The sequence below is a fragment of the Staphylococcus americanisciuri genome (assembly GCF_024814435.1).
In the GTDB taxonomy this organism is placed as follows: Bacteria; Bacillota; Bacilli; order Staphylococcales; family Staphylococcaceae; genus Staphylococcus; species Staphylococcus americanisciuri.
Genome location: NZ_JANUXY010000010.1, coordinates 51,882 through 72,089 on the forward strand (window position 1 = coordinate 51,882; position 20,208 = coordinate 72,089).

Sequence of the window (20,208 nt, forward strand, 5' to 3'; positions counted from 1 at the left end):
GTCTCATATCATCACCGCTTAGCGCAGCAATTGATAAAATTGTTTTAAAGCTTGTTCATTATGTTGTTGCGCATCAAATTTTTCATATATTGGTGCCTTATTATTCATAAAATCAAGAATACCTCGTCCTACATGTTCAGGTGTATTGTCTACCAGCATGCCGTATTTACCTGAATCGAGCACATAACGGTTGGCAGGAATATCTGATGCAAGTACCTTGGTTCCAATAGTCATCGCTTCTAATAACACCATTGATTGACCTTCATAATGTGAAGACAATACAAATAAATCACATTGTTTCATAATATTAAACGGATTACTTTTTTGCCCTACTAAATAGACATTGTTATCAAGCTTCAAGGAGCGGATTAAGTTTTCCAATTCTTTTCTTATTGGACCTTCTCCTAAAATATACAACTTAGCATCCGCATTTTGTTGAACAACTTGCTTAAAGCTTTTAATTAAAATGTCAAACCCTTTCTCAGGAGACAGACGTCCCATTGCCATCACTTTAAAATCTGTATCGTTGAACTCGATACCTTTGATTTGATTGTTTTTCAGAATTGCAAGCACTTTTTGATCATGATTAATAAAGAAATCACTCTCATCATTCTTAAGTGTTTCAATACGGTTAATATTGATAGTGTTCATAGCTGAAGTGAATTTATTGCTGATATTCGGTTGACTCAAGTTACGCATATTCAACTTAGATGTTTCTTCTGAGACGCTGACAAGGTGATCAAACTGCGGGTACATGGAAATGACACCTTTCAAGTTCAAATAATGCGGCTTCTTCCCATCGATTGTTCGATTCATATCGCTTTGGATATCGCTATGCAAAAAGATTAACTTTTTCTTAGATTCTGTGCCTAGTAAGATTTTAGACCAGAACATTGAATAACCACTGAAATCAATAACATAGTCAAATTTTGCATTACCAAATATCTTTCTGAATTCTCTTTTGTACACATCATTTGGATACAATTTCTTTTCTAGTTGAGATTGAAGACCTCTATTTTTAATAAATGTATTTTGATATGTCTCAGCAGTCGTCGCCAGTAATGGGCCTTTTCTTAAAATGATTCGCACATTTTTATTCACTTGCGCCAAATTACTTAAGACATCATCGTTTTTGCTATTCCCCAAGAAAATCGTCACATCATATTTGTCATAATCTATGTTCTCAAGTAAATTAATTGCTGACGTAGTAATCCCATTGTTCTTCATACCACCTGGATACATTAGAATATGCTTTTTGGCATATTGCATTTCGACTTTCTCGTCACTAAAGATTGACTCAACTAACCTCTCAGTTACGTGTCCATCATCATAAGGGACATACAACTTTTTAAAGTTCTCATAATTCTCTTTATAGTCCAGATCATTATTTTGTGCTTTGTGAATTTGTACAATCAAATCTGCTACATTATCAACAGACGGACCCGGTAATTTATCAATATCAATATATAGACCGCGATTATACTTGTACTCTTCATAATCTGGAACATAAAAAATAATTGGCTTATCAGTTACCAAGTAATCGAAGAAAATACTTGAATAATCAGTCACTAACAAATCTACAGCACTCAACAATTCGTTTGTATCAAATGTATCTGGCACCAAATATGGTAAGAGCCCTTTATGTTGTAACGCCATCTCGTACGCAAACGGATGCACTTTAACTAACACTTGGTAAGTTGTTGTATCTTTAAGCTCCATAATCGTTTGATAGATACTTTCAATACTATCTTCCGGATTGTTGACGTCTTGACCTCTCCAAGTCGGTGCAAATAACAATACTTTTTTCTCACCCATATTAATATTTTCTGCTTTTAGTTTATCAATAACCTGCTTCCGAACACTATTCAACGTCAAATCAATACGCGGATAACCCATTTCTAACAATCGCCCATTATAAAGCCCTTCTAAAGTAAAAGCTCTCTTAAAAATAGATGTTGTATGTGCATTTGGACTTACTAATATATCGGCACTCAAGAAATTTCTAATAACATTTTGAGAGCCAAGTAAATTATCTTCAATATCTATCCCCATTGCTTTAATTGGCGTACCATGCCACGTATTCACATAAACTTGTTCTTCTTTTTTAGTGAAATATCCTGGGAATGTTGAATTGTTCAAAAGATATTTAGCAGTCGTTAAAACATGCAAATATTCGTCACTTTCTTTTAAAATAAATTTCACATTATCTTGATGCTTGTATGCTTGTTCAAATGCACGCTTCTGCTGCTCAGAATCCACCACCCAAAAATGTGTGAATCCTTGATATTGCTCATGCTTAAGTAAATATAAAAAGACTGCGTACGGACTGTCAGTCATACTTTTCCCATCTCGTGACTGATACACAATGTGTGTAGATACAACAGCATTTTTTTTATAATACGATGCATACTTTGTCACTTTATCGACATGTTCACTTCTCAACCTTGCTCTTAGCGGATCAGAAGCAAACTTGTACTTTCGTTTAATTTGATTCAATAAAATCTTTGTTATTTTATTCAAACGAGCACACCTCATCCTGATATCATCTTTTAACTATTTAAATATTCTTCTAAGCCCCTGCTAATTGTATATTGGGGATTATAGCCAATATCTTTTAATTCTGTAATGTCCGAAACAGAATGCTTCACATCACCTTTTCTTTCTGGTTCAAATCGATATTCAATCTTCTTATTATAGCTTGCTTCAAAAGCATGAAAAATATCTTTCAATGATGTTTGTTTACCTGTCCCTACGTTCAACACTTCACCATTCGTACAGTCATTATCAATCACGCACACAAGCCCTTGAATCAAATCTTTAATATACATAAAATCTCTTGTTTGCTCCCCATCTCCAAAGAACGTAAAAGTTTCATTATTTTCAAACTTACGCTTTATAATGGAAATAACACCTGCGTATTGTGAGTTCGGGTCTTGCTTAGGTCCATATGTATTAAAAAAGCGCAGTGCTGTCGTTGGTAAACCATACAGATGATGATACAGTTTCGTATATTGTTCCCCTGCATATTTTTGAATCGCGTAAGGCGACTCTGGTTGTATCATACTGTGGATCGATTTTGGTAATTGTGGATCGTTACCGTATACAGCCGCTGAAGATGCAAAGATAAATTTACGCAGTTGCGCATTGTATAGACGATTGATTTCTAATAAGTTAACGGTTGCATTAATATTCACTTCGCTCGACATCAAGGGATCATTCACTGTATCAACAACACTTACCACCGCTGCTAAATGAATGACCACATCAAATTGATATGTTTTAATAATTTCTTCTACCTTTGCTGTGTCACAAACATCTACTTCAAAAAAATGTTTCTCATCAATAAACGGAATATTTTCTCTATAGCCACTTACTAGATTATCTAATACAAATACTTCATGAGACTTTTCATAATAGTAGTTCGCAATATGTGAGCCAATAAAACCTGCGCCACCAGTTATTAATAATTTCATATGATTCCACTCCTTTAAGCGTATTTTGAAATGACGAACAACATTTCATATCATGCCACTCAGCGAAAGGCGACACAATAAACTCCATTGTCGTTTTCACAGTAAAAGACATCTGAAAACGAACGTATTTTTATTATTGAACACACCTTATATCACGTCATTTTTCCTTCTTTTATCTTTTTATTTTATCATTAATCATGCCATTTAAAAAATTTTTCGCAGTATAAGCATAATAAAAACTACTTATCTTATATTACAAAAATAAGTAGTCATTATCAGAAATATTTAGTTGTACTTTATCTGCTTACTCTGCTTCACCTACAACTGCAAAACGTGTATTCAAAAATTGACCTTGTTCCACTTCATCTACCATTGCAATTGCATAGTCTGCATAGCTAATATAGCTATCGCCTTTTGAATTACCTATCACATTGTCTTTACCTAATTGATATGAACCTGTTCTTTTACCTTCTGGATCAAACATAGCTGCAGGACTTAAGAATGTCCATGTCACATCTGTTGTTGCTTCTAATGCTTCTAAGTTACGTGTTTGTCCTTTAGCTGTTGGTTTATATTCATCTGGGAAGTCAGGTGTATCGACTAAACGTGTTGTCTTAGCTTCATCAACGTATAAGCTACCTGCACCACCTACAACAATGATTCTAACGTTTGTGCCTTTAACGGCTTCAATTAATGCATTCCCAGCATCCACGTGTGCTTGTTCTTCACCAGGAGCTGCACCAAATGCATTCACAATAACGTCAAAACCTTGAACATCTTCTTTTGTTAAATCAAATATATCTTTCTCAATCACTGCTACATTATCATCAGTAATTTTCGCTTTATTACGTACGATCGCAGTAACCTCATGTCCTCTACCTAATGCTTCTTCCATCACAAGATGACCTACTTTTCCACTTGCTCCGATAATACCTAATTTCATGTTATTTCCTCCTAACAGCTTTACCTGTAATTTATTTGTTTACTTGTAACCATTATAGTTACAGGTCGGAAGATTGTCAACAAGAAAAAACTATTTTATTCTTATTTCATTTTACGTTATACTAAACTTGTAACTAAAAAGATTACATGTCTAAAGATAAAAGGAGGGGTTCTATGTCTATCAGCAGTAGGTTTTCCATCGGTATTCATATCTTAACTTTAATAGAAACAACCAAAGATGAAGTGGCGTCGTCAGAATATATTGCAGGTAGCGTTAATGCCAATCCCGCAATGATACGAAAGATTATGGGTATGTTAAAAAAATCAGGACTCATTGATGTACGTCCAGGTGTCGCTGGTGCACGGCTCGCTAAAGATTTAACGGAAATTACTCTATTAGATATATATAAGGCCGTTAATGCTGTGAAAGACGATACACTTTTTAATATGCACGATAATCCAAACCCTAATTGTGAGGTAGGACGTAATATCCAAGCAACAATCGAACCTATATTCTATATGGCACAGCATGCCTTAGAGCAAGTATTCGCGAACGTCACAATAGATACAATTATTGATGATGTCCAAGCACGTGAAGCCGCGCGCACTTCAACTGAATGAGAATCAAGAAAAAGCACCTCCAACTTATGAGTCAGGTGGTGCTTTCGCTATTTATGATTCGACTTTTTCTTTATCTGCGAGCGCATCTAAAAACGCTTTTGCTTGCTGATTGATTTCTTTAAAATCAATGCCTTGTTGTTGTGCCGCAAAAACGCAGCCACAATAACATTGGCGGAAAATATTATAGTCATTACACATTGTAATCGAACGTTCATACCCTTTATTCTTCTTAAAATCACTCGGTAAATAGTTCACATCATAAAGTTGTTGTACATCCAAGCCAATTTCATTAATCAATTGTGCATTCTTCTTCGGCGACAGCGTAATCGCACTACCAAAATAATCATATCCCAATTCGACAGCCGCTTCTGCCACCATTTCTAAACGCATCCCAAAGCAAGCTGAGCAACGTGTGCCGCCTTCTGGTGCATCCGTCAAACCACGTGTTTTTGCCATTTTCATAAACTCGTGTGGTTTGTATGGTGCTTCAATATACTTTACATCCGCACCCGTGCGTTCGTTAAAGTCTTTTACAAACTGTTCTTGTACACGCGCACGACGCAAATATTCATTTTTCGGATGAATATTTGGATTTGCAAAATAAATTGCAACATCTGCATGTTCTGTCAGAAATTCTAATGTATAAGTACTACAAGGTGCACAACAGCTATGCAATAAAATGCTCGGACGTTCTTCGTTACGCGTCCAATTTACAATCATTTTACGCAACACTTTATCATAGTTGATTTTTTGATTTTTCATCTTTGCTAATATTGTATCTGCTTGAATCATAATATCCCTACCCACAAGAAAAATTATTTACTATAAATACGACGCCTCCCAACTTGAGTAATAGGAGACGCCTTATACAGGTGACACATGCTCACATCTGTGATTATGCTGGGTCGTCACTTAACATCACCAAATTGCATATAAATTGCAATCGCTCGTTTAATATCTGCTAAATTCAATTGACCAAGACGAGAGCCTTCACGAAACCACGCTAATATCTCATCGGACGTATGAAGCTCCTTAGGAAATTTAGAATCCAAATGAATGCATCTCGCCAAATCACCTAATGGGGTATCATCACCAATGTAAATCTGCATATATTCATAAAAGCTCAAGTTATTCTTCACCTCATTTACGAGCTATTCCATATTATAGCATAATCTAACAATGAGGCTTATTCATTTTTAAACCCTGACTAAAGCGTGCTAATTTGTTTTATTTTCTTCTTGTATTTAGTTGATAAATCTCTATACTATGAGTTAAAGAGGTGTGATATATGCAGAAATTAATCAACATCTTTGTTGTTCTTCTTATCATCATCGGCATGGTTTTCTTTGGTGCTAAAGCCATTTGTAGTGAACGCAACATTCCGAAAGAAGCGCAATCTAAGACAGAAATAAAAGACGAAAAAAAGAAGCAACCAAGCAAAGAAAAAAAAGAACAAGCTGAACCGAAAGCAGAAAACACATCTGTGTATGATACAAGTCTTTCACAAGAAGCAGAAGTACCAACAGAACAAAATGAAATTCCAGAAGCTGAAGAAACAGTGGAATCAGTTCAACAACCTGATACTTCTTATACATCACCTGCATACACAAACTCACAAAGCTACATCCCACAACAAGTGCCAACCCAATCACCACAGACTAACGAACAAAATGAACAACTACCAGATACATCATTAAATCCATCTATACAAAATGATGATCAAAGCATTAATAACACGCAATAGTTATAAAGCCCAATGAGATGCGTCTACACATCCAATTGGGCTTTACTCTATTTAGTTACTGCGGAATATCTTTTCTAGCGCCTTACCTTTTGCTAGCTCATCTATCATTTTGTCTAAATAACGTATCTCTTGCATAAGTGGTGCTTCAATGTCTTCTACACGCACGCGACAGATTACACCTGTAATTTTTCTGCGATTTGGATTCAGTTCCGGTGCTTGCTCAAAAAATGTTCTAAAGGACGTCTTCGCTTCCAAATGTTCTGCTAGCTTTTTATCAGAATACCCTGTCAACCAACGAATAATAGTATCCACTTCTTCTTTAGTGCGACCTTTTTTCTCAGCCTTCTTTACGTAATTCGGGTAAACACTTGCTACTGGCATCTCATAGATTTTATGCGTCATATTGTACGCCTCCTATTTTAGTCTCTCATGGAAAAACGTCATCTACCTCATTCTAGCAGATGGCGTTGGATACCCTATTATATTCTGCTTAATGATTTGTTCGCTTATGTTGGAACAGATGTATTACCCTACTTACAATTTGTGACCATCTATCATCTTTAATTCTAAAAAATAACCTTATTCACCCATGCGAATAATGGTTATCCAAAACTTTAAAGTTAATGTTTTACAAATTCAACAAAGTCGTTGTGTTCAATTCCTTTTCCATTTAAAATCTGTATGTTTCTTGAAATCTTAGCCGCCAACTTTAAGCTTTAAAACCACTTGATATCCTTCTATTTTCGCTATAACGCAGTTTTAATTTGCAGATTGCAACACGCCTCTCTAACACCTTCAAGCTATACGCTATTACTTTTTTATGATTAAGGGAACCTTAGTCTCTTAAATATCACCGATTAAAGGTCAGTAGCTAACTGACATATGACGACGCTTTTACAAACTATTTCATTCCTGCTCAGTCTTACCAGTATAGGATAACGTAGTCTTTAGAATAAGCATAAAATATAAAGAGACTAGAAACTCTCAAAATGGAACTTCTAGCCTCTTACGCATGTGATATCTTTTCTTATTCAAAAATATTACTTTTCTCTGCCTTTTCAGCAAGTCGATGGACAATAGGGTTTAGGTAAGGTTTTCCAATGATACCGATCAAGAAGAAAATAATACCAAATATACCGAGATGAATAAGTTTACTTGCCAAAATTTCTGGGACAGGTCCTCCTACTGCTTCTCGTAACGCATCAATACTGTATGAGAATGGTAAGAATGGATGCAGTTTTTGGAAAAATTCTGGTGTTACTTCAATTGGGAATGTCCCACCACCACCAGCAATTTGTAGTACCAAAATAATAATCGCAAGTGCTTTACCCGGATTTCCTAATACTGATACCAGTGTATACACAATTGTTGTAAATATAATGGCTGAAAAAAGACTAATCGAAATAAATAATGGGACAGATTCAACAGATGCTTTAAGAATAACGATATCACCGACTGATACAATAAACGCTTGAATCACATTCATCATCATAAACAGTCCCATTTTTCCTAAATACGTTTCTCGAATTGTTAAATATGGTTTCAAATCTTCATGCTTATTGTGAACACTGAGCAAGCTGACAAGCAACAGCGTACCAACCCATATTGCCAGTGCCGTGTAGAATGGGGTGCTTGCAGAACCATAGTTTTTCACAGGGAAAATATTGTGTTGATCAATCTCAATTGGATGCGCAATCACACCCGCTTGTTTCTTCAAATCATTACGCAATAAGTTAATGATATCTTCTATCGTATTTTCCTCATCTAATTTTTTAAAGACCTTTTCTGCCTTAACCAAATCTTGTTCAACTGATGGTAAGTCATTGCGTGCAAAGTCAGCCAGATTACTTAGCGCGCGTTTCGCTTTCGGTTGATTACGATCCAACAATGCATTCAATGTATCATACTTTTCAAATGCTTCTGGTAGCTTTGCGTTAACCGTATCTGTTGCTTTGGCAATTTTCTCTTCTAATTCTGGTAAGTCATTACGTACAAAATCAGCAGCACGTGCAACGCTTGACTTAAACTCTGGATAGTATGCCTGCGCAATTGACATGGCATGGTTATATTTTGCCTCTACTGTTGGCAAGACATTCTTAAGCTGTGTCAATCTTGTATTCGCATCAGATAAAATTACCTGACCACGACGCACGATTTCTTTAGTCGTCTGTAGCTTATCTTGCACCGTATCAATCGTTGCTGCACCCTTATTAAGGGCTTCGTCTACACGTTTAGACACATCTAACAGTGCATTTGCAATATCTTGTTTTACCGTTGCACTTGTATCCGCTAATCGTTTTTGCAAGGTATCTAACGCTTCAATAATGGCTTGTGCCTCTGCTTTACCTGTATTTCCAGCTCCAATAGCATCTTGCAAGTCGTTCAATCGTTTCGTCATTTCTTTAATCTCTTGCTGCGTATTTTTCAACTTCTCTTGTTGCTCTGTTAAATCAATACCTTCCGATTGTTCAATCTCAGTCAACCAATCACGATAATCGCGCAATGTCTTACTCGCATGATTCATCCTTGCAATTAAATGAGAGAGTGGCTGCGCAAATGTATCCGGTTGGTTAGTGCTTAGAATGCCATAGCTCATGTTCTTCGCCGCATCTAAATCTTGTCGTATTGCCTCAAGTTGTGACAACATCATATTATTAACACCTTGTAATGCATTACCATAATCTGTTCCCATCGTTGTCGCTTCATCTGCGGTAATAACTTGACCATCAGGTAATGGTGTCACGTTAGGCTCTGTTGCTGTACTCAGCTGTACAACTTTATAATCGACTCCTCGTGCACTTTGTGGTGTTGTTTGAATGTTATTTTGAGCGTTCAAACCATTCTGTATTGTATTATTCGCTGCTTTTTGTGCTTGATCTACCACACCATTTTGATTCTCAGCACTGTTCAATTGTGACCCATTCAAACCATTATTGATAAGATTATTACTCGTATTAGGCTGAGTAGGCGTCGCATTATTTGCTGAATCTTGATATTGTGTCAGTGAATTTGCAAATTCTTGATTAATGTCACGTGCTTGCTCAATGCCTTGTTCATACACATTTACACGCTGTTCAATCGTAGGAAGTACTTGACTCGCAGTATCAAGTGCCTTCAATCCTTTTTCTGTACCAGCAATTGCTGTATCCACACCTTGATTAATTTGTGGGAAGTGATCCGGCACACCACTTGCCACTTGTAAAGCGCGCTCAATTTCTGGCATATATTCATTGAGCTTCAATATCAACTTTGCACGTTCATTAATCGCTGGAATACTGGCATTCAGTTGATTCAATTTCTCTGCCGCTGTTACTGCTTCATCTTTGTAATTACCTAAGTTACGAAATCTATCGGCATACTGATCAATCGTACCTTGATGTTCATCGATATAAATAATCCCTTTACGGAACTTTTCAATTTTTGGTAATGCTTGGTATGCAGCTTCAACACCATCACGAATTTTATTGTACGTTGGCAATTGCTTTTCAATCTCAATGCCCAAGCGATTGGCTTCTTCTAAAAGTACTTTAGTAACCACCTGATCAAAGTTTTCGTTCGCTTTTTTCACAATTTCACTCGTACCTGCATCCGTCATCTTCGGCGCAATCGCATTCAACTTTTGATTGACCTTATATGTCACTTTTGCTTGTTGCGGATCTTTTCTTAATGTCCCTGTAATTTGATGTGAGAATTGTTTCGGAATGTACATTGCTGCGTAATACTTCCCTCTGTACAACCCCTTATCTGCTTCTTTACGACTCACAAACTGCCAGTTAAAATGATCATCTTTGCGTAACGTCTCTTCTATTTTATTTCCGACATTAATCTTGTTGTTACGCACCATGTCTCCTTCATCTTCATTCACTACCGCAATTTTGATATTGCCTGTGTTTGAATAGGGATCCCATGTTGCTTCAAGGTTAAACCATGCATAAAAAGAAGGTAAAATAGCGAGTCCTACTAACAGTATCAGTGCGCCCGGTGCTTTACTAATTCCTTTCAAATCTGTTAAAAAAAGCTTAAACGCCTGTTTCATTATTTCCACCTCTATCCATTAAAACCTTTGCAAACGTTTCCTTAAATTTAACTTTTATTTACAGAGATTTATTGTTGACACTTATCAACTAACTATGTAACCTAACATAGTATACAATTTCACATCCTATTTGTACACTCTCAATATTATTTTAAATCAATCATATTTAAATGGATGTCGATACTACAATTTTCTTGGATAAATGATTAGGAGGCATTAAACATGAAAGGAAAAGTATTACTCACTGGCTTATTGACGACTGCACTTGTTGCATCTCCTACAACAGGTAATCTTGCAGAGGCCGCGAGTCAAAAAGCTCAAACAGCGCTTGAAAAAGACTTAACAACACAATCAGATAATGAGACATCAACATCTCCATTAGACATCGTCACAACAGACGACGACAATGCGACACAAGATGACGAACATGTGTCGAAGCAACGAGATAAACAACAGCGTAACCAAACAAACAAAACAACGACATCTAGTAAGACACAACAACAAGATATTGATATTATGGATGCCTTTGATCGATGGCTGTACAATACGGCAACAGGGAATACAGATGCATCCACTCATGATACAACTACGACTCTGACTCAAAATAATACGACACAAGATATAGGTATTGGAACGCAAGATATACCACAAACAGACTTGACACCTGCTCCAGAACCTAGTCTATCGACAGATGAACGTGACTTTTTCGATAATTTAAACGCTATTTTAAACGAAACAACACCTTTTGATGATATGGTAGCTTCTGATAATTCGATAACTGACGACACAACAACGGATACGACAGATGATTCTTCAGATGTTACGACAGTAGATGAAAGTACACAAACAGAAGATGTCACGAATGATACAGAAACATCGGACACAAATGAAACGACAAATACGGATGACAACAGCACTGACACCGATGATAAGACTGATATCAATGATACACCAACTGATGATACCAATGCAGCAACTCAGGAAGGCAAGACGTCTATAAAAGATGATGTCATGATTGAAGCTTTGTTAGACTCATACAGTGACAAAGCTGAGAAGACACAGACGCAACAACAATCGCAAAATGCGAAACGTACGTCTAACAATCCACAAATTCCGGCAAGTGATACTTACACAGGCTCACGTGAACAAGCGCCTGCCCAAACATTTGAAGACTTGCCAAAACATTCACAGATGCGTCAGACAACGTGGTTCCAAGAACGCCCATCTACGCATAACAACAACGACACAGGTGTAGTCTCTGATATACGTATCGCACCTAACCAGTCGACACGTGCATTTATTAATGATATTGCTGAAGATGCACATCGTATTGGTCAAGAACAAAACCTTTATGCGTCTGTTATGATTGCACAAGCGATTTTAGAATCTGACTCGGGGCGCAGTGCTTTGGCACAGTCACCAAACTACAATTTATTTGGTATGAAAGGTGCATACCAAGGACAAAAAGTGGCTTTCAATACGCTTGAATCCAATGGTAAAAATATGTATCAAATTCAAGCAGATTTCCGAAAATATCCTAATAAAAAAGCCTCTCTGGAAGACTATGCTACATTGATTAAAGGTGGCATTGATGGAAATCCAACAATTTATAAAGGGGTTTGGAAAAGTGAAAGCAGCAGCTATCGTACAGCTGTATCTGAACTTGTCGGGACATATGCGACAGATCCAAACTATGATACGAAGCTGAAACAACTCATTCAAACGTATGACTTAACACGCTTTGATCAAAAGAAAATGCCGAAATTGTTAGAAGCTGATATCGTGACGAATGGTGAAAACATCAGTGGTAACGGCTTTAAAGCCTTCCGCACGACTGGTAGCTCCCCTTATCCTCAAGGGCAATGTACATGGTATGTTTACCATCGCATGGCACAATTCGGTAAATCTATCGCAGGCAATATGGGTAATGCGGCTGAATGGACAGGATCTGCATATCAAAAAGGTTATAAAGTAACAGGGCACCCAACAAAACATAGTGCTGTCGTCTTCCAACCTGGTCAACTAGGCGCTGATAGCTACTACGGTCATGTCGCTTTTGTAGAACAGGTGCGCAGTGATGGTTCTATCGTAATTTCAGAATCAAACGTTAAAGGACTTGGCGTAATCTCTTACCGTACTATTGACGCAACAAGTGCACAATCTCTTGACTATATCGTACGTTAATACAATGACGAACATAATCGTATAATACCTATCAATTAAGGGGAATTTACATCTTTAGTGGTGGAATGGCATGATGAGCCATTCTGCCTTTTTCTTTTTAGTATGCAGAAGCGTACAATCACAATGGATCATACGCTAAATGAAGATAACTATTTCAACTAAGAACTACATTCTAAATAAAACTAGGCACTTATCATTGTCTTTCTACTACAAAAGCTGAACAGGCAAAAGGTGCCGTATCGAAAACCCGTTGTATAACGACGCCTTCAAATACAACACCTTATCGTAACTGATTCACTTAATGTGGTTCATACACTTCAACACAATGACCTGTAAATTGACATGATGGGCATGTTAAATCACGTGTTGATAGCGTATGTCGTGCAAATATAAACTCGTGCATCGTCGGCATAAATACGTGCTGACAGTTAGGACACATATATTGAACTTGATGGTAATAGTCTTTCGTTAAGTAATAAGCAATACCCATGCTTGCACCCACGCCTAGCAAAGGGTATACAACATTGTCTGCTTTGAATCCTAACCAAATACTTGACCATAAGCTGATTGTCCCGACACTTGCAATTCCTAGCATTTTGACTCTTAATGGCTTAAGATATTCATTTTTCATCAGCATGCGATCCATGTCTTGTAATTTAGTAATAGATGATTGTGATGTTTCATTAATCATCTGTTGCATCGCTTGAATCTGTTTTTGTTGTGCCTGTTGTTTCTGAATCGCTTGTTCTATCGCGCACTGTTTTTGATCCAAAATCAGTCGAACGGTATCAAGCGTCCCTTCTGCTGTCAGCAACATTCGAATCTCTTTCAACTGCATGCCGAGTGCTTTCATCAATAAAATGAGCTTCAGTTTTTCTGCTTCTTGTTCCGTATACACTCGATAATTGTTATTTTCAATATACGCCGGTGGTAAGACACCTTTCTCATCATAGTACTGCAATGTTCTTGTTGAAATACTAAACTGCTTTGCTAAATCACCTATCGTATAAGTAGTCATGGATCTTGTCACCTCCTACTTTCGTTATAAACTATGACGTTGCGTGATGGTCAACAATTTCATACATAATTTTTAAAAACTTTTCACGTTCATCCACAAATGGTGCATGGGCACTATATTCAAACAAATAATAATGCTTTTCTTTAGACCCCACCGCTTCAAATAATTTGCGACTATCTGTATCTGTTGTTTGTAAATCATACTGCCCTTGTATTAAATAAAATGGCACAGTTATTTCCCGGGCAATAGTCATCAAATTCGTTTCGACCATTTCTGTCGTCAAATGTTCAAAGGCGGACAGACTTCCTCTTATAATGTTGATGCGCTCTTTCAATGTATAATAAGGCGTCGACATCATTGCTCGAAACATCTTAAATGCGGAATAGCCATGAATAGAAAAGCCACCTTTATAGCGTTCTGTATAGCGCATTCTGACATGGTCGTAATATTTATCTTTATTAAAATAGCGTCCAAGACTCACACGTTCTAATGCATCCACCGCTTGCTTATTCGGTTCCTTCTTTGCATATTCTAATAAACGCTGTAATATCACACGCTCGTTATGATACACATCACCCAACTGACCGATACCAATATATGCCGTAATCCATTCAGGTCGTCTATGTGCAAGGAGAGCGCCAATAATTGTGCCAAATGAATGACACATCAAAAAGACTTGCTTCTGATGATAATGATGGCATAAATATCGAATTAACCATTCTGCATCCTGTACAACTTCTGCCATTTTAACAGGCTTTCGTGTATATGACATACCTGTACCTCGCTGATCCCAAAATACAACGGTATAATGAGCTGTCAAATCAATATTATGCGCACGAAAAAAAGGATAGAGTGGAAAGCCCGGTCCACCATGTATCACTAGTAAAATGGGATTAGCAAAGTCGCGTGTCTCAATAATTATGCCTTGCTTCACACCATGAATAGTTAAATATAATTTTAAAATACGCTTGCCATCCTGCTCATAATACCGTTTCATATGACCACCTCATTCGCTTCTATTATAAGGTATATTGTCGTAAAACAGGAATGGAATGTTCTATACAATTTGTCCATAGTGCGCAAGTTCTTTTTTTAAAGTTTCTAAACTACTACTCAGCTATTAACCTATACACTATCTTTCTTTATAGAATATTTTCTATTAACATCTCAGCGCACGAAAAAGTCGGAAGTATGCTTGGACATACCTCCGACCATTTATCCTATTACTTCATTTCTTTCAATGCTTTATAGAAAATTTCGCGCTGTTTTTCAAGAGAGATTGGATCGTTATATTGCGTATCTAACACATCTAATGTGATAACACGGTTATTTTTCACAGCATCTAAGTTTTGCCAGTAATTCGTATTTTGGAATTCTGGTGTCATATCACCTTGTTGTGCGACAACTGCGATGTCACCCATATAATCTCCAAATGTTTCTGGGCTGATTGGTGTCGCAAAACGATCTTTCGTCGCCTCTTTCAGTTTTTCCGGTTGTTTTAAACCATAACCACCATAAAGGATTTCTGTTCCACGACCATAGTGATCGCTAAATGCCATAATGCCTTTTGGTGTTTGTTGTACTACAGAGGCTGTTTTACCTTTCAATAATGGCGCAAGTTCTTTTTTATCTTTCGCCATTTGTTTGTCCCAATCTTTCAGCCATTGTTCTGCCTTTTCTTCCTCACCGACTAGTTTTGCAAGTTGCTTTGTTGTTTCACGATATTGAGATTTATTTGAGTCAAAGAAGACTGTTGGTGCAATCTTTTGTAATTTTTTTGCATTTTTATCTTCAACTGTTGCGATAATCAAGTCAGGCTTTTGTTTGGCAACTTGTTCAATACTTTCCCCATCAATACGTTCAATCCCTTTTGTCGCATCATCGAGCACTTTGTTTTGTTCAACATATTGTGATACAGCAACAGGTTTGTGACCAAACTTCACTAATGCACCTACATATGTCGGATGCAATACTACTATACGTTTTGGATTTGTTGGTACTTTTGCTTTTTCTCCATTATCCGATGTAAATGTTTGCTCCGTTGCCTCTTTGCTACTTGCTTTCTCACTTTTCTTCGCGCTTTGATTATTTGAACCACAAGCCGCTAAAAGAACTAACATACAAACACATAAAACTAGTAACCTTTTCATCTATTTCTCGCCTCCAAAATATATAATTGATAACCGTTATCAATTATAGCATGGAAAGCATTTTGCACAATTACTTTTGAACAAAAATAAAAATTATGCTATTTTTCGTTAATCTATATATTTATAGCTTGATAACACCTCAATTGTAAGATTCCTGTAACCTGTACTAGTGATTTTGTGTACATTATGCTAGATTAGTAGTATCACATGAAGAAAGTAGGTCTCAATAATTATGACGACAGCCTTACCAAATTGCCCGAGTTGCGGATCGGAGTACACATATGAAGATGGCGCATTATACGTATGTCCAATGTGTGCACACGAATGGACAGCAGAATCTGTTGCTGAAGCAGAAGAAGCAGCGATTGTACGCGATGCGAATGGAAATGTACTTCAAGACGGCGATACTGTAACAGTTATCCGTGATTTAAAGGTTAAAGGAAGCTCTAACGCCATTAAACAAGGGACAAAAGTGAAAAACATCCGCCTTGTTGATCCAGAAGACGGACATGATATCGATTGTAAAATCCCTGGTTTTGGTCAAATCGGCTTAAAATCAGAAGTTGTTAAGAAAATCAACTAACAAGTAAAAAAGCCATTGGTCAGTTAAAAAACTGAAACCAATGGCTTCTATTTTATTCAAATTCAGCATTTACCGCATGAATTACCGCATCAAAGTCTTTACCTGTTGAAATGGATACTGCCGCAATAAAGCTGCCTTCTACAATCGGCGCTGATATTTTTTCAACACGCTGACTGCCCGTATACATTTCCAGTGCCATATCTAAGTTCATTTCTGATGAACCGATATCGAAAAAGCACACTGCATCATCTTCCAAGCCTTCGATAGCCGCAAATATTGTGTCGAATGACGTCCCAATACCGCCATCATAACCACCAATTGCAATAATCGAAACCCCTGGTACCATTTGTTCAAGTAATTCTTTCGTTCCAAGTGCAATTTTATCACTGTGACTTACAAGTACGATACTTGTCATCCTACTCATCTCCAATCAGCGCATTTAAGATATATACGCTACTTTGCGCACCTGGATCCATATGACCGATAGACTCTGACTTGAAATAAGCTGCACGTCCTTTTGTTGCTTCTAATGTTTTCGTATCTTCAGCATAGCCTTGAAGCGTCTCTAATGTTACAGTTTCACCCTTTTGAACTGCTTCACGTGCACGATCAATCACATCAAACATTGTTTTTTCACCACGTGTTACTTTACCACGTTGTGCAATCGCTTCAGCAAATGCATTGAGTAATGTCCCTAACTGTTCACGGTTGATATCATCTGCTACCACTTGTGACATCTTCACAAAGCTAAAACCGTATAGTGGACCAGACGCACCGCCAACATTCGACATCAATGTCATCCCTGTTGATTTCAATAAGTTTGCCATTGAACTATCATCCAACTTCTCAGGCAATGCTTCAAAACCACGTAACATATTGACACCATGGTCTCCGTCGCCAATCGCACGGTCTAACTCTGTCAATGTCTCTTCTTCCGCTTTAAATGTCTCTCTCAATGCAAGCAAGCGTTCTTTTAATGTTGCAGTATTCATCACAATCTCTCCTTAACTGTTGAAATAACGACTCTCTGTCTGTGCTTTCAATGCCATTAATACGCTGTCATCATGTGGGGCAAGCGTTATTGAAAAACCTTGCATATCCAAAGCTGTCATATAATCGCCTACCAACCAATGTGTCACTTTCTTACCATGTGAGACAAGTTGTTCTGACACGTATTTCGTCATAATATGCAATTCAGATAATGGCGTACCTCCCATACCGTTAACCATGACAATCACTTCTGACGCGTCCACTTCTGCGACTAGACGTTTGACTAAACGCTGTGCGATATTTTCTGCGTTTTCAACGGCTGTGCGCGTAATCCCACGTTCGCCATGAATACCGATACCGATTTCCATTTCATCTTCTTCAATATCAAAGCCATACTTTCCTGTTGTTGGTACAAGCGGTGGCGTCAATGCCATACCAATCGAACGAACTCCAGTTAACAATGTTTCCACTTTTTCTTTTAAGTCTATCAATGCCACACCTTGTTCAGATAAGTAGCCGGCATATTTATGCACAAGCACTGTGCCTGCCACACCACGGCGTTTTTCAACATCTTCAATCGCAATATCATCTGCTACAACAACCATTTCGACTGCGATGTCTTCCATTTGTGCCATTTCTTGTGCCATCTCAAAGTTCATTACATCTCCGGCATAGTTCTTCACAATCAGTAACACACCATCACCGTTATCGACTGCTTTAATCGCTGCCAATACTTTATCTGGGGTTGGTGATGTGAAGACCTCACCACATACTGCTGCATCAAGCATACCTTGTGCCACATAACCTGCGTGTGCTGGCTCATGACCACTGCCACCACCTGATACAAGCGCTACACCTTGTTTCTTTTTCTCGGAGCGAACGACAACTGTATCTTCAATAATGTCTACATCTGGGTTTGTCAATTTCATGCCTTCAAGCATGTCCTTCAAAAAATACGTTTTATCTTGAATTAACTTTTTCATGTACGTCACCCTTTCTTTTTCACACTATTAGTATAACGCTTTCAATAAAATTTGAATAATATTTCACAAGCTAACAGCATAATAGCCTACTTAAAGTCCTCTATCTAACCCCTGTTCTATTTCTATCATTATTTTAATTCAATTAGTAATTATGTATAATTATATTGAATGGTGTTTATATGTTTTTATTCATCGCTTTATTAAGTAACATAAATTGTTGCTTTTAATTTTGGATTTCAAGGAAAGGAATTATTTTATGAAAGTAAGACACCTTGGCTTTATTGTATTATTATCAGTGTTGTTGTCTGGATGTAATTATGCTGATCCAGATAGTAGAAGTGGCTTTTTCTATAACACATTTGCAAAACCAATGGATTTATTATTAGATTGGCTGGGCACGCATTTAAACTATAATTATGGTTTAGCGATTATCATTGTCGTTTTAACAATTAGATTTGTTATGCTTCCTTTTATGCTTTCACAAACGAAACAAGGACAAATTATGAAAAGAGCGCTCACTTTGCTCAAACCAGAGCTCGCGCCGATTCAAGAAAAAATGAAACATGCCAAAACGCAAGAAGACCGCATACAAGCAAACCAAGAAATGATGGCAGTGTATAAAAAGTATCAAATCAACCCTATGCAAAACATGTTAGGTTGTTTACCTATGCTCGTTCAAATGCCTATTTTGTTCGGATTGTATGCCGCACTTAAATGGCCTGTTTATAACCATATCACAACTTATCCTGATTTTTTATGGTTTAAGTTATCAGAACCAGATATTGTCATCACGATTATTGCGGCTGTTTTATATTTCTTACAATCTCTCGTAAGTTTACAAAATATGCCAAAAGACCAAAAACAAATGGGTTATATGTTAATGTTTATGTCACCTATCTTTATAATATTTGTCACATTAACATCTGCCTCAGCACTCGGTTTATATTGGTCAGTGAGTGCACTGTTCTTAGTTGTTCAGATGTATCTGGCCAATCAATATTATGCTAAATTAGCTGATCAGAAAATGGCGACTTTACAACAAGAAATTTCTAAAAATGATACAACCAAAAAAACTGTAAAAACGGTAAAAAGAAAGAAAAAGTAGTTTCTCTATTAGTCATTTTATTTGTGCTAAACCACTTGTGTTATTAGACATTTTGGCATCTCCTTGTGCCGTTAATATTGGTTCGCTGACCAAATATTACTCTGACACGATGAGGTGCCTATTTTAATGTACCTGTAAAAGCATTCTGAAACCAAAAAGCTGTATCAATCAAGTAGCTTTGTACTACTTGTGATACAGCTTTATCTACTATTTCAACTCATTTAAATAACTACGTCCAAATTCTGGTAATGCCACACCAAAGTTATCAGCGATTGTCGCACCAATAGAACTAAATGTTGTATCACCATCGAGGGCTGTGCCACCGTTAAATTTCGGGCTGTAGAACAACACCGGAATATATTCGCGTGTGTGATCTGTC

At 37.2% G+C, this 20,208-nt stretch carries 18 protein-coding genes and 1 pseudogene; 5 read left to right on the forward strand and 14 right to left on the reverse strand.

Features of this window, described 5'->3' with window-relative positions:
• Nucleotides 1-18 precede the first annotated feature (18 nt).
• The 3 genes from NXS11_RS09435 to NXS11_RS09445 all read right to left on the reverse strand — a co-directional run bounded on the left by NXS11_RS09435 (nt 19) and on the right by NXS11_RS09445 (nt 4,416).
• Nucleotides 19-2,520, reverse strand: coding sequence for a glycosyltransferase (locus NXS11_RS09435; RefSeq protein ID WP_259200761.1), 2,502 nt, complete (start codon nt 2,518-2,520; stop codon nt 19-21).
• A gap of 29 nt (nt 2,521-2,549) precedes the next feature.
• Complete coding sequence (locus tag NXS11_RS09440) at nt 2,550-3,473, reverse strand: NAD-dependent epimerase/dehydratase family protein (protein WP_259200762.1); 924 nt, start codon at nt 3,471-3,473, stop codon at nt 2,550-2,552.
• Between the two features lie 304 nt (nt 3,474-3,777).
• Nucleotides 3,778-4,416 (reverse strand): NAD(P)-dependent oxidoreductase, encoded by a 639-nt coding sequence (locus NXS11_RS09445; protein ID WP_259200763.1) that lies wholly within the window; start codon nt 4,414-4,416, stop codon nt 3,778-3,780.
• Nucleotides 4,417-4,589: 173 nt separating this feature from the next.
• Here NXS11_RS09445 and NXS11_RS09450 point away from each other — a divergent pair, with 173 nt between their 5' ends.
• Nucleotides 4,590-5,036, forward strand: a complete 447-nt coding sequence (locus tag NXS11_RS09450) for an Rrf2 family transcriptional regulator (protein WP_259200764.1) — start codon at nt 4,590-4,592, stop codon at nt 5,034-5,036.
• A gap of 51 nt (nt 5,037-5,087) precedes the next feature.
• On the opposite strand, the gene NXS11_RS09455 is transcribed toward NXS11_RS09450, so the two are convergent.
• Nucleotides 5,088-5,828: an epoxyqueuosine reductase QueH gene (locus tag NXS11_RS09455; RefSeq protein WP_259200765.1), complete on the reverse strand. Its 741-nt coding sequence runs from the start codon at nt 5,826-5,828 to the stop codon at nt 5,088-5,090.
• A gap of 116 nt (nt 5,829-5,944) precedes the next feature.
• Nucleotides 5,945-6,163, reverse strand: coding sequence for a YozE family protein (locus NXS11_RS09460; RefSeq protein WP_259200766.1), 219 nt, complete (start codon nt 6,161-6,163; stop codon nt 5,945-5,947).
• A gap of 161 nt (nt 6,164-6,324) precedes the next feature.
• Between NXS11_RS09460 and NXS11_RS09465 the strand changes: the two genes are divergently transcribed.
• Nucleotides 6,325-6,780 carry a hypothetical protein gene (locus NXS11_RS09465; protein ID WP_259200767.1) on the forward strand — a complete coding sequence of 152 codons (456 nt, stop codon included), beginning with the start codon at nt 6,325-6,327 and terminating at the stop codon, nt 6,778-6,780.
• A 51-nt stretch (nt 6,781-6,831) separates the two neighbouring features.
• Here NXS11_RS09465 and NXS11_RS09470 read toward each other — a convergent pair whose 3' ends face one another.
• Nucleotides 6,832-7,182, reverse strand: coding sequence for a DUF2200 domain-containing protein (locus NXS11_RS09470; RefSeq protein ID WP_259200768.1), 351 nt, complete (start codon nt 7,180-7,182; stop codon nt 6,832-6,834).
• A 625-nt stretch (nt 7,183-7,807) separates the two neighbouring features.
• Nucleotides 7,808-10,816, reverse strand: coding sequence for a YhgE/Pip domain-containing protein (locus NXS11_RS09475; protein ID WP_259200769.1), 3,009 nt, complete (start codon nt 10,814-10,816; stop codon nt 7,808-7,810).
• A gap of 222 nt (nt 10,817-11,038) precedes the next feature.
• Between NXS11_RS09475 and NXS11_RS09480 the strand changes: the two genes are divergently transcribed.
• The gene (locus NXS11_RS09480; RefSeq protein WP_259200771.1) at nt 11,039-13,000 is read left to right on the forward strand and encodes a glucosaminidase domain-containing protein; all 1,962 of its coding nucleotides are present in this window, start codon (nt 11,039-11,041) and stop codon (nt 12,998-13,000) included.
• Between the two features lie 298 nt (nt 13,001-13,298).
• Here the strand turns inward: NXS11_RS09480 and NXS11_RS09485 are convergent, their stop codons facing one another.
• The 3 genes from NXS11_RS09485 to NXS11_RS09495 form a co-directional block, all read right to left on the reverse strand.
• The gene (locus NXS11_RS09485; protein WP_259200774.1) at nt 13,299-14,018 is read right to left on the reverse strand and encodes a MerR family transcriptional regulator; all 720 of its coding nucleotides are present in this window, start codon (nt 14,016-14,018) and stop codon (nt 13,299-13,301) included.
• Nucleotides 14,019-14,049: 31 nt separating this feature from the next.
• Entirely contained in the window at nt 14,050-15,015 is a 966-nt protein-coding gene (locus tag NXS11_RS09490) for an alpha/beta fold hydrolase (RefSeq protein WP_259200775.1), read from the reverse strand.
• 226 nt (nt 15,016-15,241) lie between these two features.
• Entirely contained in the window at nt 15,242-16,138 is an 897-nt protein-coding gene (locus NXS11_RS09495) for an ABC transporter substrate-binding protein (RefSeq protein WP_306345067.1), read from the reverse strand.
• A 262-nt stretch (nt 16,139-16,400) separates the two neighbouring features.
• Here NXS11_RS09495 and NXS11_RS09500 point away from each other — a divergent pair, with 262 nt between their 5' ends.
• Nucleotides 16,401-16,751 (forward strand): zinc ribbon domain-containing protein YjdM, encoded by a 351-nt coding sequence (locus tag NXS11_RS09500; protein ID WP_259200777.1) that lies wholly within the window; start codon nt 16,401-16,403, stop codon nt 16,749-16,751.
• Between the two features lie 52 nt (nt 16,752-16,803).
• On the opposite strand, the gene dhaM is transcribed toward NXS11_RS09500, so the two are convergent.
• Genes dhaM through dhaK form a run of 3 tightly spaced genes read right to left on the reverse strand, consistent with a single transcriptional unit; the run spans nt 16,804 to nt 18,724 of the window.
• Nucleotides 16,804-17,166, reverse strand: a complete 363-nt coding sequence (gene dhaM / locus NXS11_RS09505) for a dihydroxyacetone kinase phosphoryl donor subunit DhaM (RefSeq protein WP_259200778.1) — start codon at nt 17,164-17,166, stop codon at nt 16,804-16,806.
• Nucleotide 17,167: 1 nt separating this feature from the next.
• Complete coding sequence (gene dhaL / locus NXS11_RS09510; protein WP_259200779.1) at nt 17,168-17,743, reverse strand: dihydroxyacetone kinase subunit DhaL; 576 nt, start codon at nt 17,741-17,743, stop codon at nt 17,168-17,170.
• 12 nt (nt 17,744-17,755) lie between these two features.
• Nucleotides 17,756-18,724 carry a dihydroxyacetone kinase subunit DhaK gene (gene dhaK / locus NXS11_RS09515; RefSeq protein ID WP_259200780.1) on the reverse strand — a complete coding sequence of 323 codons (969 nt, stop codon included), beginning with the start codon at nt 18,722-18,724 and terminating at the stop codon, nt 17,756-17,758.
• A gap of 256 nt (nt 18,725-18,980) precedes the next feature.
• On the opposite strand from dhaK, the gene yidC reads away from it, so the two are divergent.
• A complete protein-coding gene (yidC, locus tag NXS11_RS09520; protein ID WP_259200781.1) occupies nt 18,981-19,829 on the forward strand; it encodes a membrane protein insertase YidC in 849 nt (282 codons plus the stop codon).
• Between the two features lie 207 nt (nt 19,830-20,036).
• On the opposite strand, the pseudogene NXS11_RS09525 reads toward yidC, so the two are convergent.
• A pseudogene (locus NXS11_RS09525) lies at nt 20,037-20,208 on the reverse strand (phosphopentomutase); the annotation flags it as partial.

Excerpts from the sequence above, each read along its gene's own strand:
- NXS11_RS09440 (WP_259200762.1), bottom strand. The coding sequence starts at position 3,473 with ATGAAATTATTAATAACTGGTGGCGCAGGTTTTATTGGCTCACATATT.
- NXS11_RS09445 (WP_259200763.1), bottom strand. The coding sequence starts at position 4,416 with ATGAAATTAGGTATTATCGGAGCAAGTGGAAAAGTAGGTCATCTTGTG.
- NXS11_RS09450 (WP_259200764.1), top strand. The coding sequence starts at position 4,590 with ATGTCTATCAGCAGTAGGTTTTCCATCGGTATTCATATCTTAACTTTA.
- NXS11_RS09455 (WP_259200765.1), bottom strand. The coding sequence starts at position 5,828 with ATGATTCAAGCAGATACAATATTAGCAAAGATGAAAAATCAAAAAATC.
- NXS11_RS09465 (WP_259200767.1), top strand. The coding sequence starts at position 6,325 with ATGCAGAAATTAATCAACATCTTTGTTGTTCTTCTTATCATCATCGGC.
- NXS11_RS09470 (WP_259200768.1), bottom strand. The coding sequence starts at position 7,182 with ATGACGCATAAAATCTATGAGATGCCAGTAGCAAGTGTTTACCCGAAT.
- NXS11_RS09475 (WP_259200769.1), bottom strand. The coding sequence starts at position 10,816 with ATGAAACAGGCGTTTAAGCTTTTTTTAACAGATTTGAAAGGAATTAGT.
- NXS11_RS09480 (WP_259200771.1), top strand. The coding sequence starts at position 11,039 with ATGAAAGGAAAAGTATTACTCACTGGCTTATTGACGACTGCACTTGTT.
- NXS11_RS09485 (WP_259200774.1), bottom strand. The coding sequence starts at position 14,018 with ATGACTACTTATACGATAGGTGATTTAGCAAAGCAGTTTAGTATTTCA.
- NXS11_RS09490 (WP_259200775.1), bottom strand. The coding sequence starts at position 15,015 with ATGAAACGGTATTATGAGCAGGATGGCAAGCGTATTTTAAAATTATAT.
- NXS11_RS09495 (WP_306345067.1), bottom strand. The coding sequence starts at position 16,138 with ATGTTAGTTCTTTTAGCGGCTTGTGGTTCAAATAATCAAAGCGCGAAG.
- NXS11_RS09500 (WP_259200777.1), top strand. The coding sequence starts at position 16,401 with ATGACGACAGCCTTACCAAATTGCCCGAGTTGCGGATCGGAGTACACA.
- dhaM (WP_259200778.1), bottom strand. The coding sequence starts at position 17,166 with ATGACAAGTATCGTACTTGTAAGTCACAGTGATAAAATTGCACTTGGA.
- dhaL (WP_259200779.1), bottom strand. The coding sequence starts at position 17,743 with ATGAATACTGCAACATTAAAAGAACGCTTGCTTGCATTGAGAGAGACA.
- dhaK (WP_259200780.1), bottom strand. The coding sequence starts at position 18,724 with ATGAAAAAGTTAATTCAAGATAAAACGTATTTTTTGAAGGACATGCTT.
- yidC (WP_259200781.1), top strand. The coding sequence starts at position 18,981 with ATGAAAGTAAGACACCTTGGCTTTATTGTATTATTATCAGTGTTGTTG.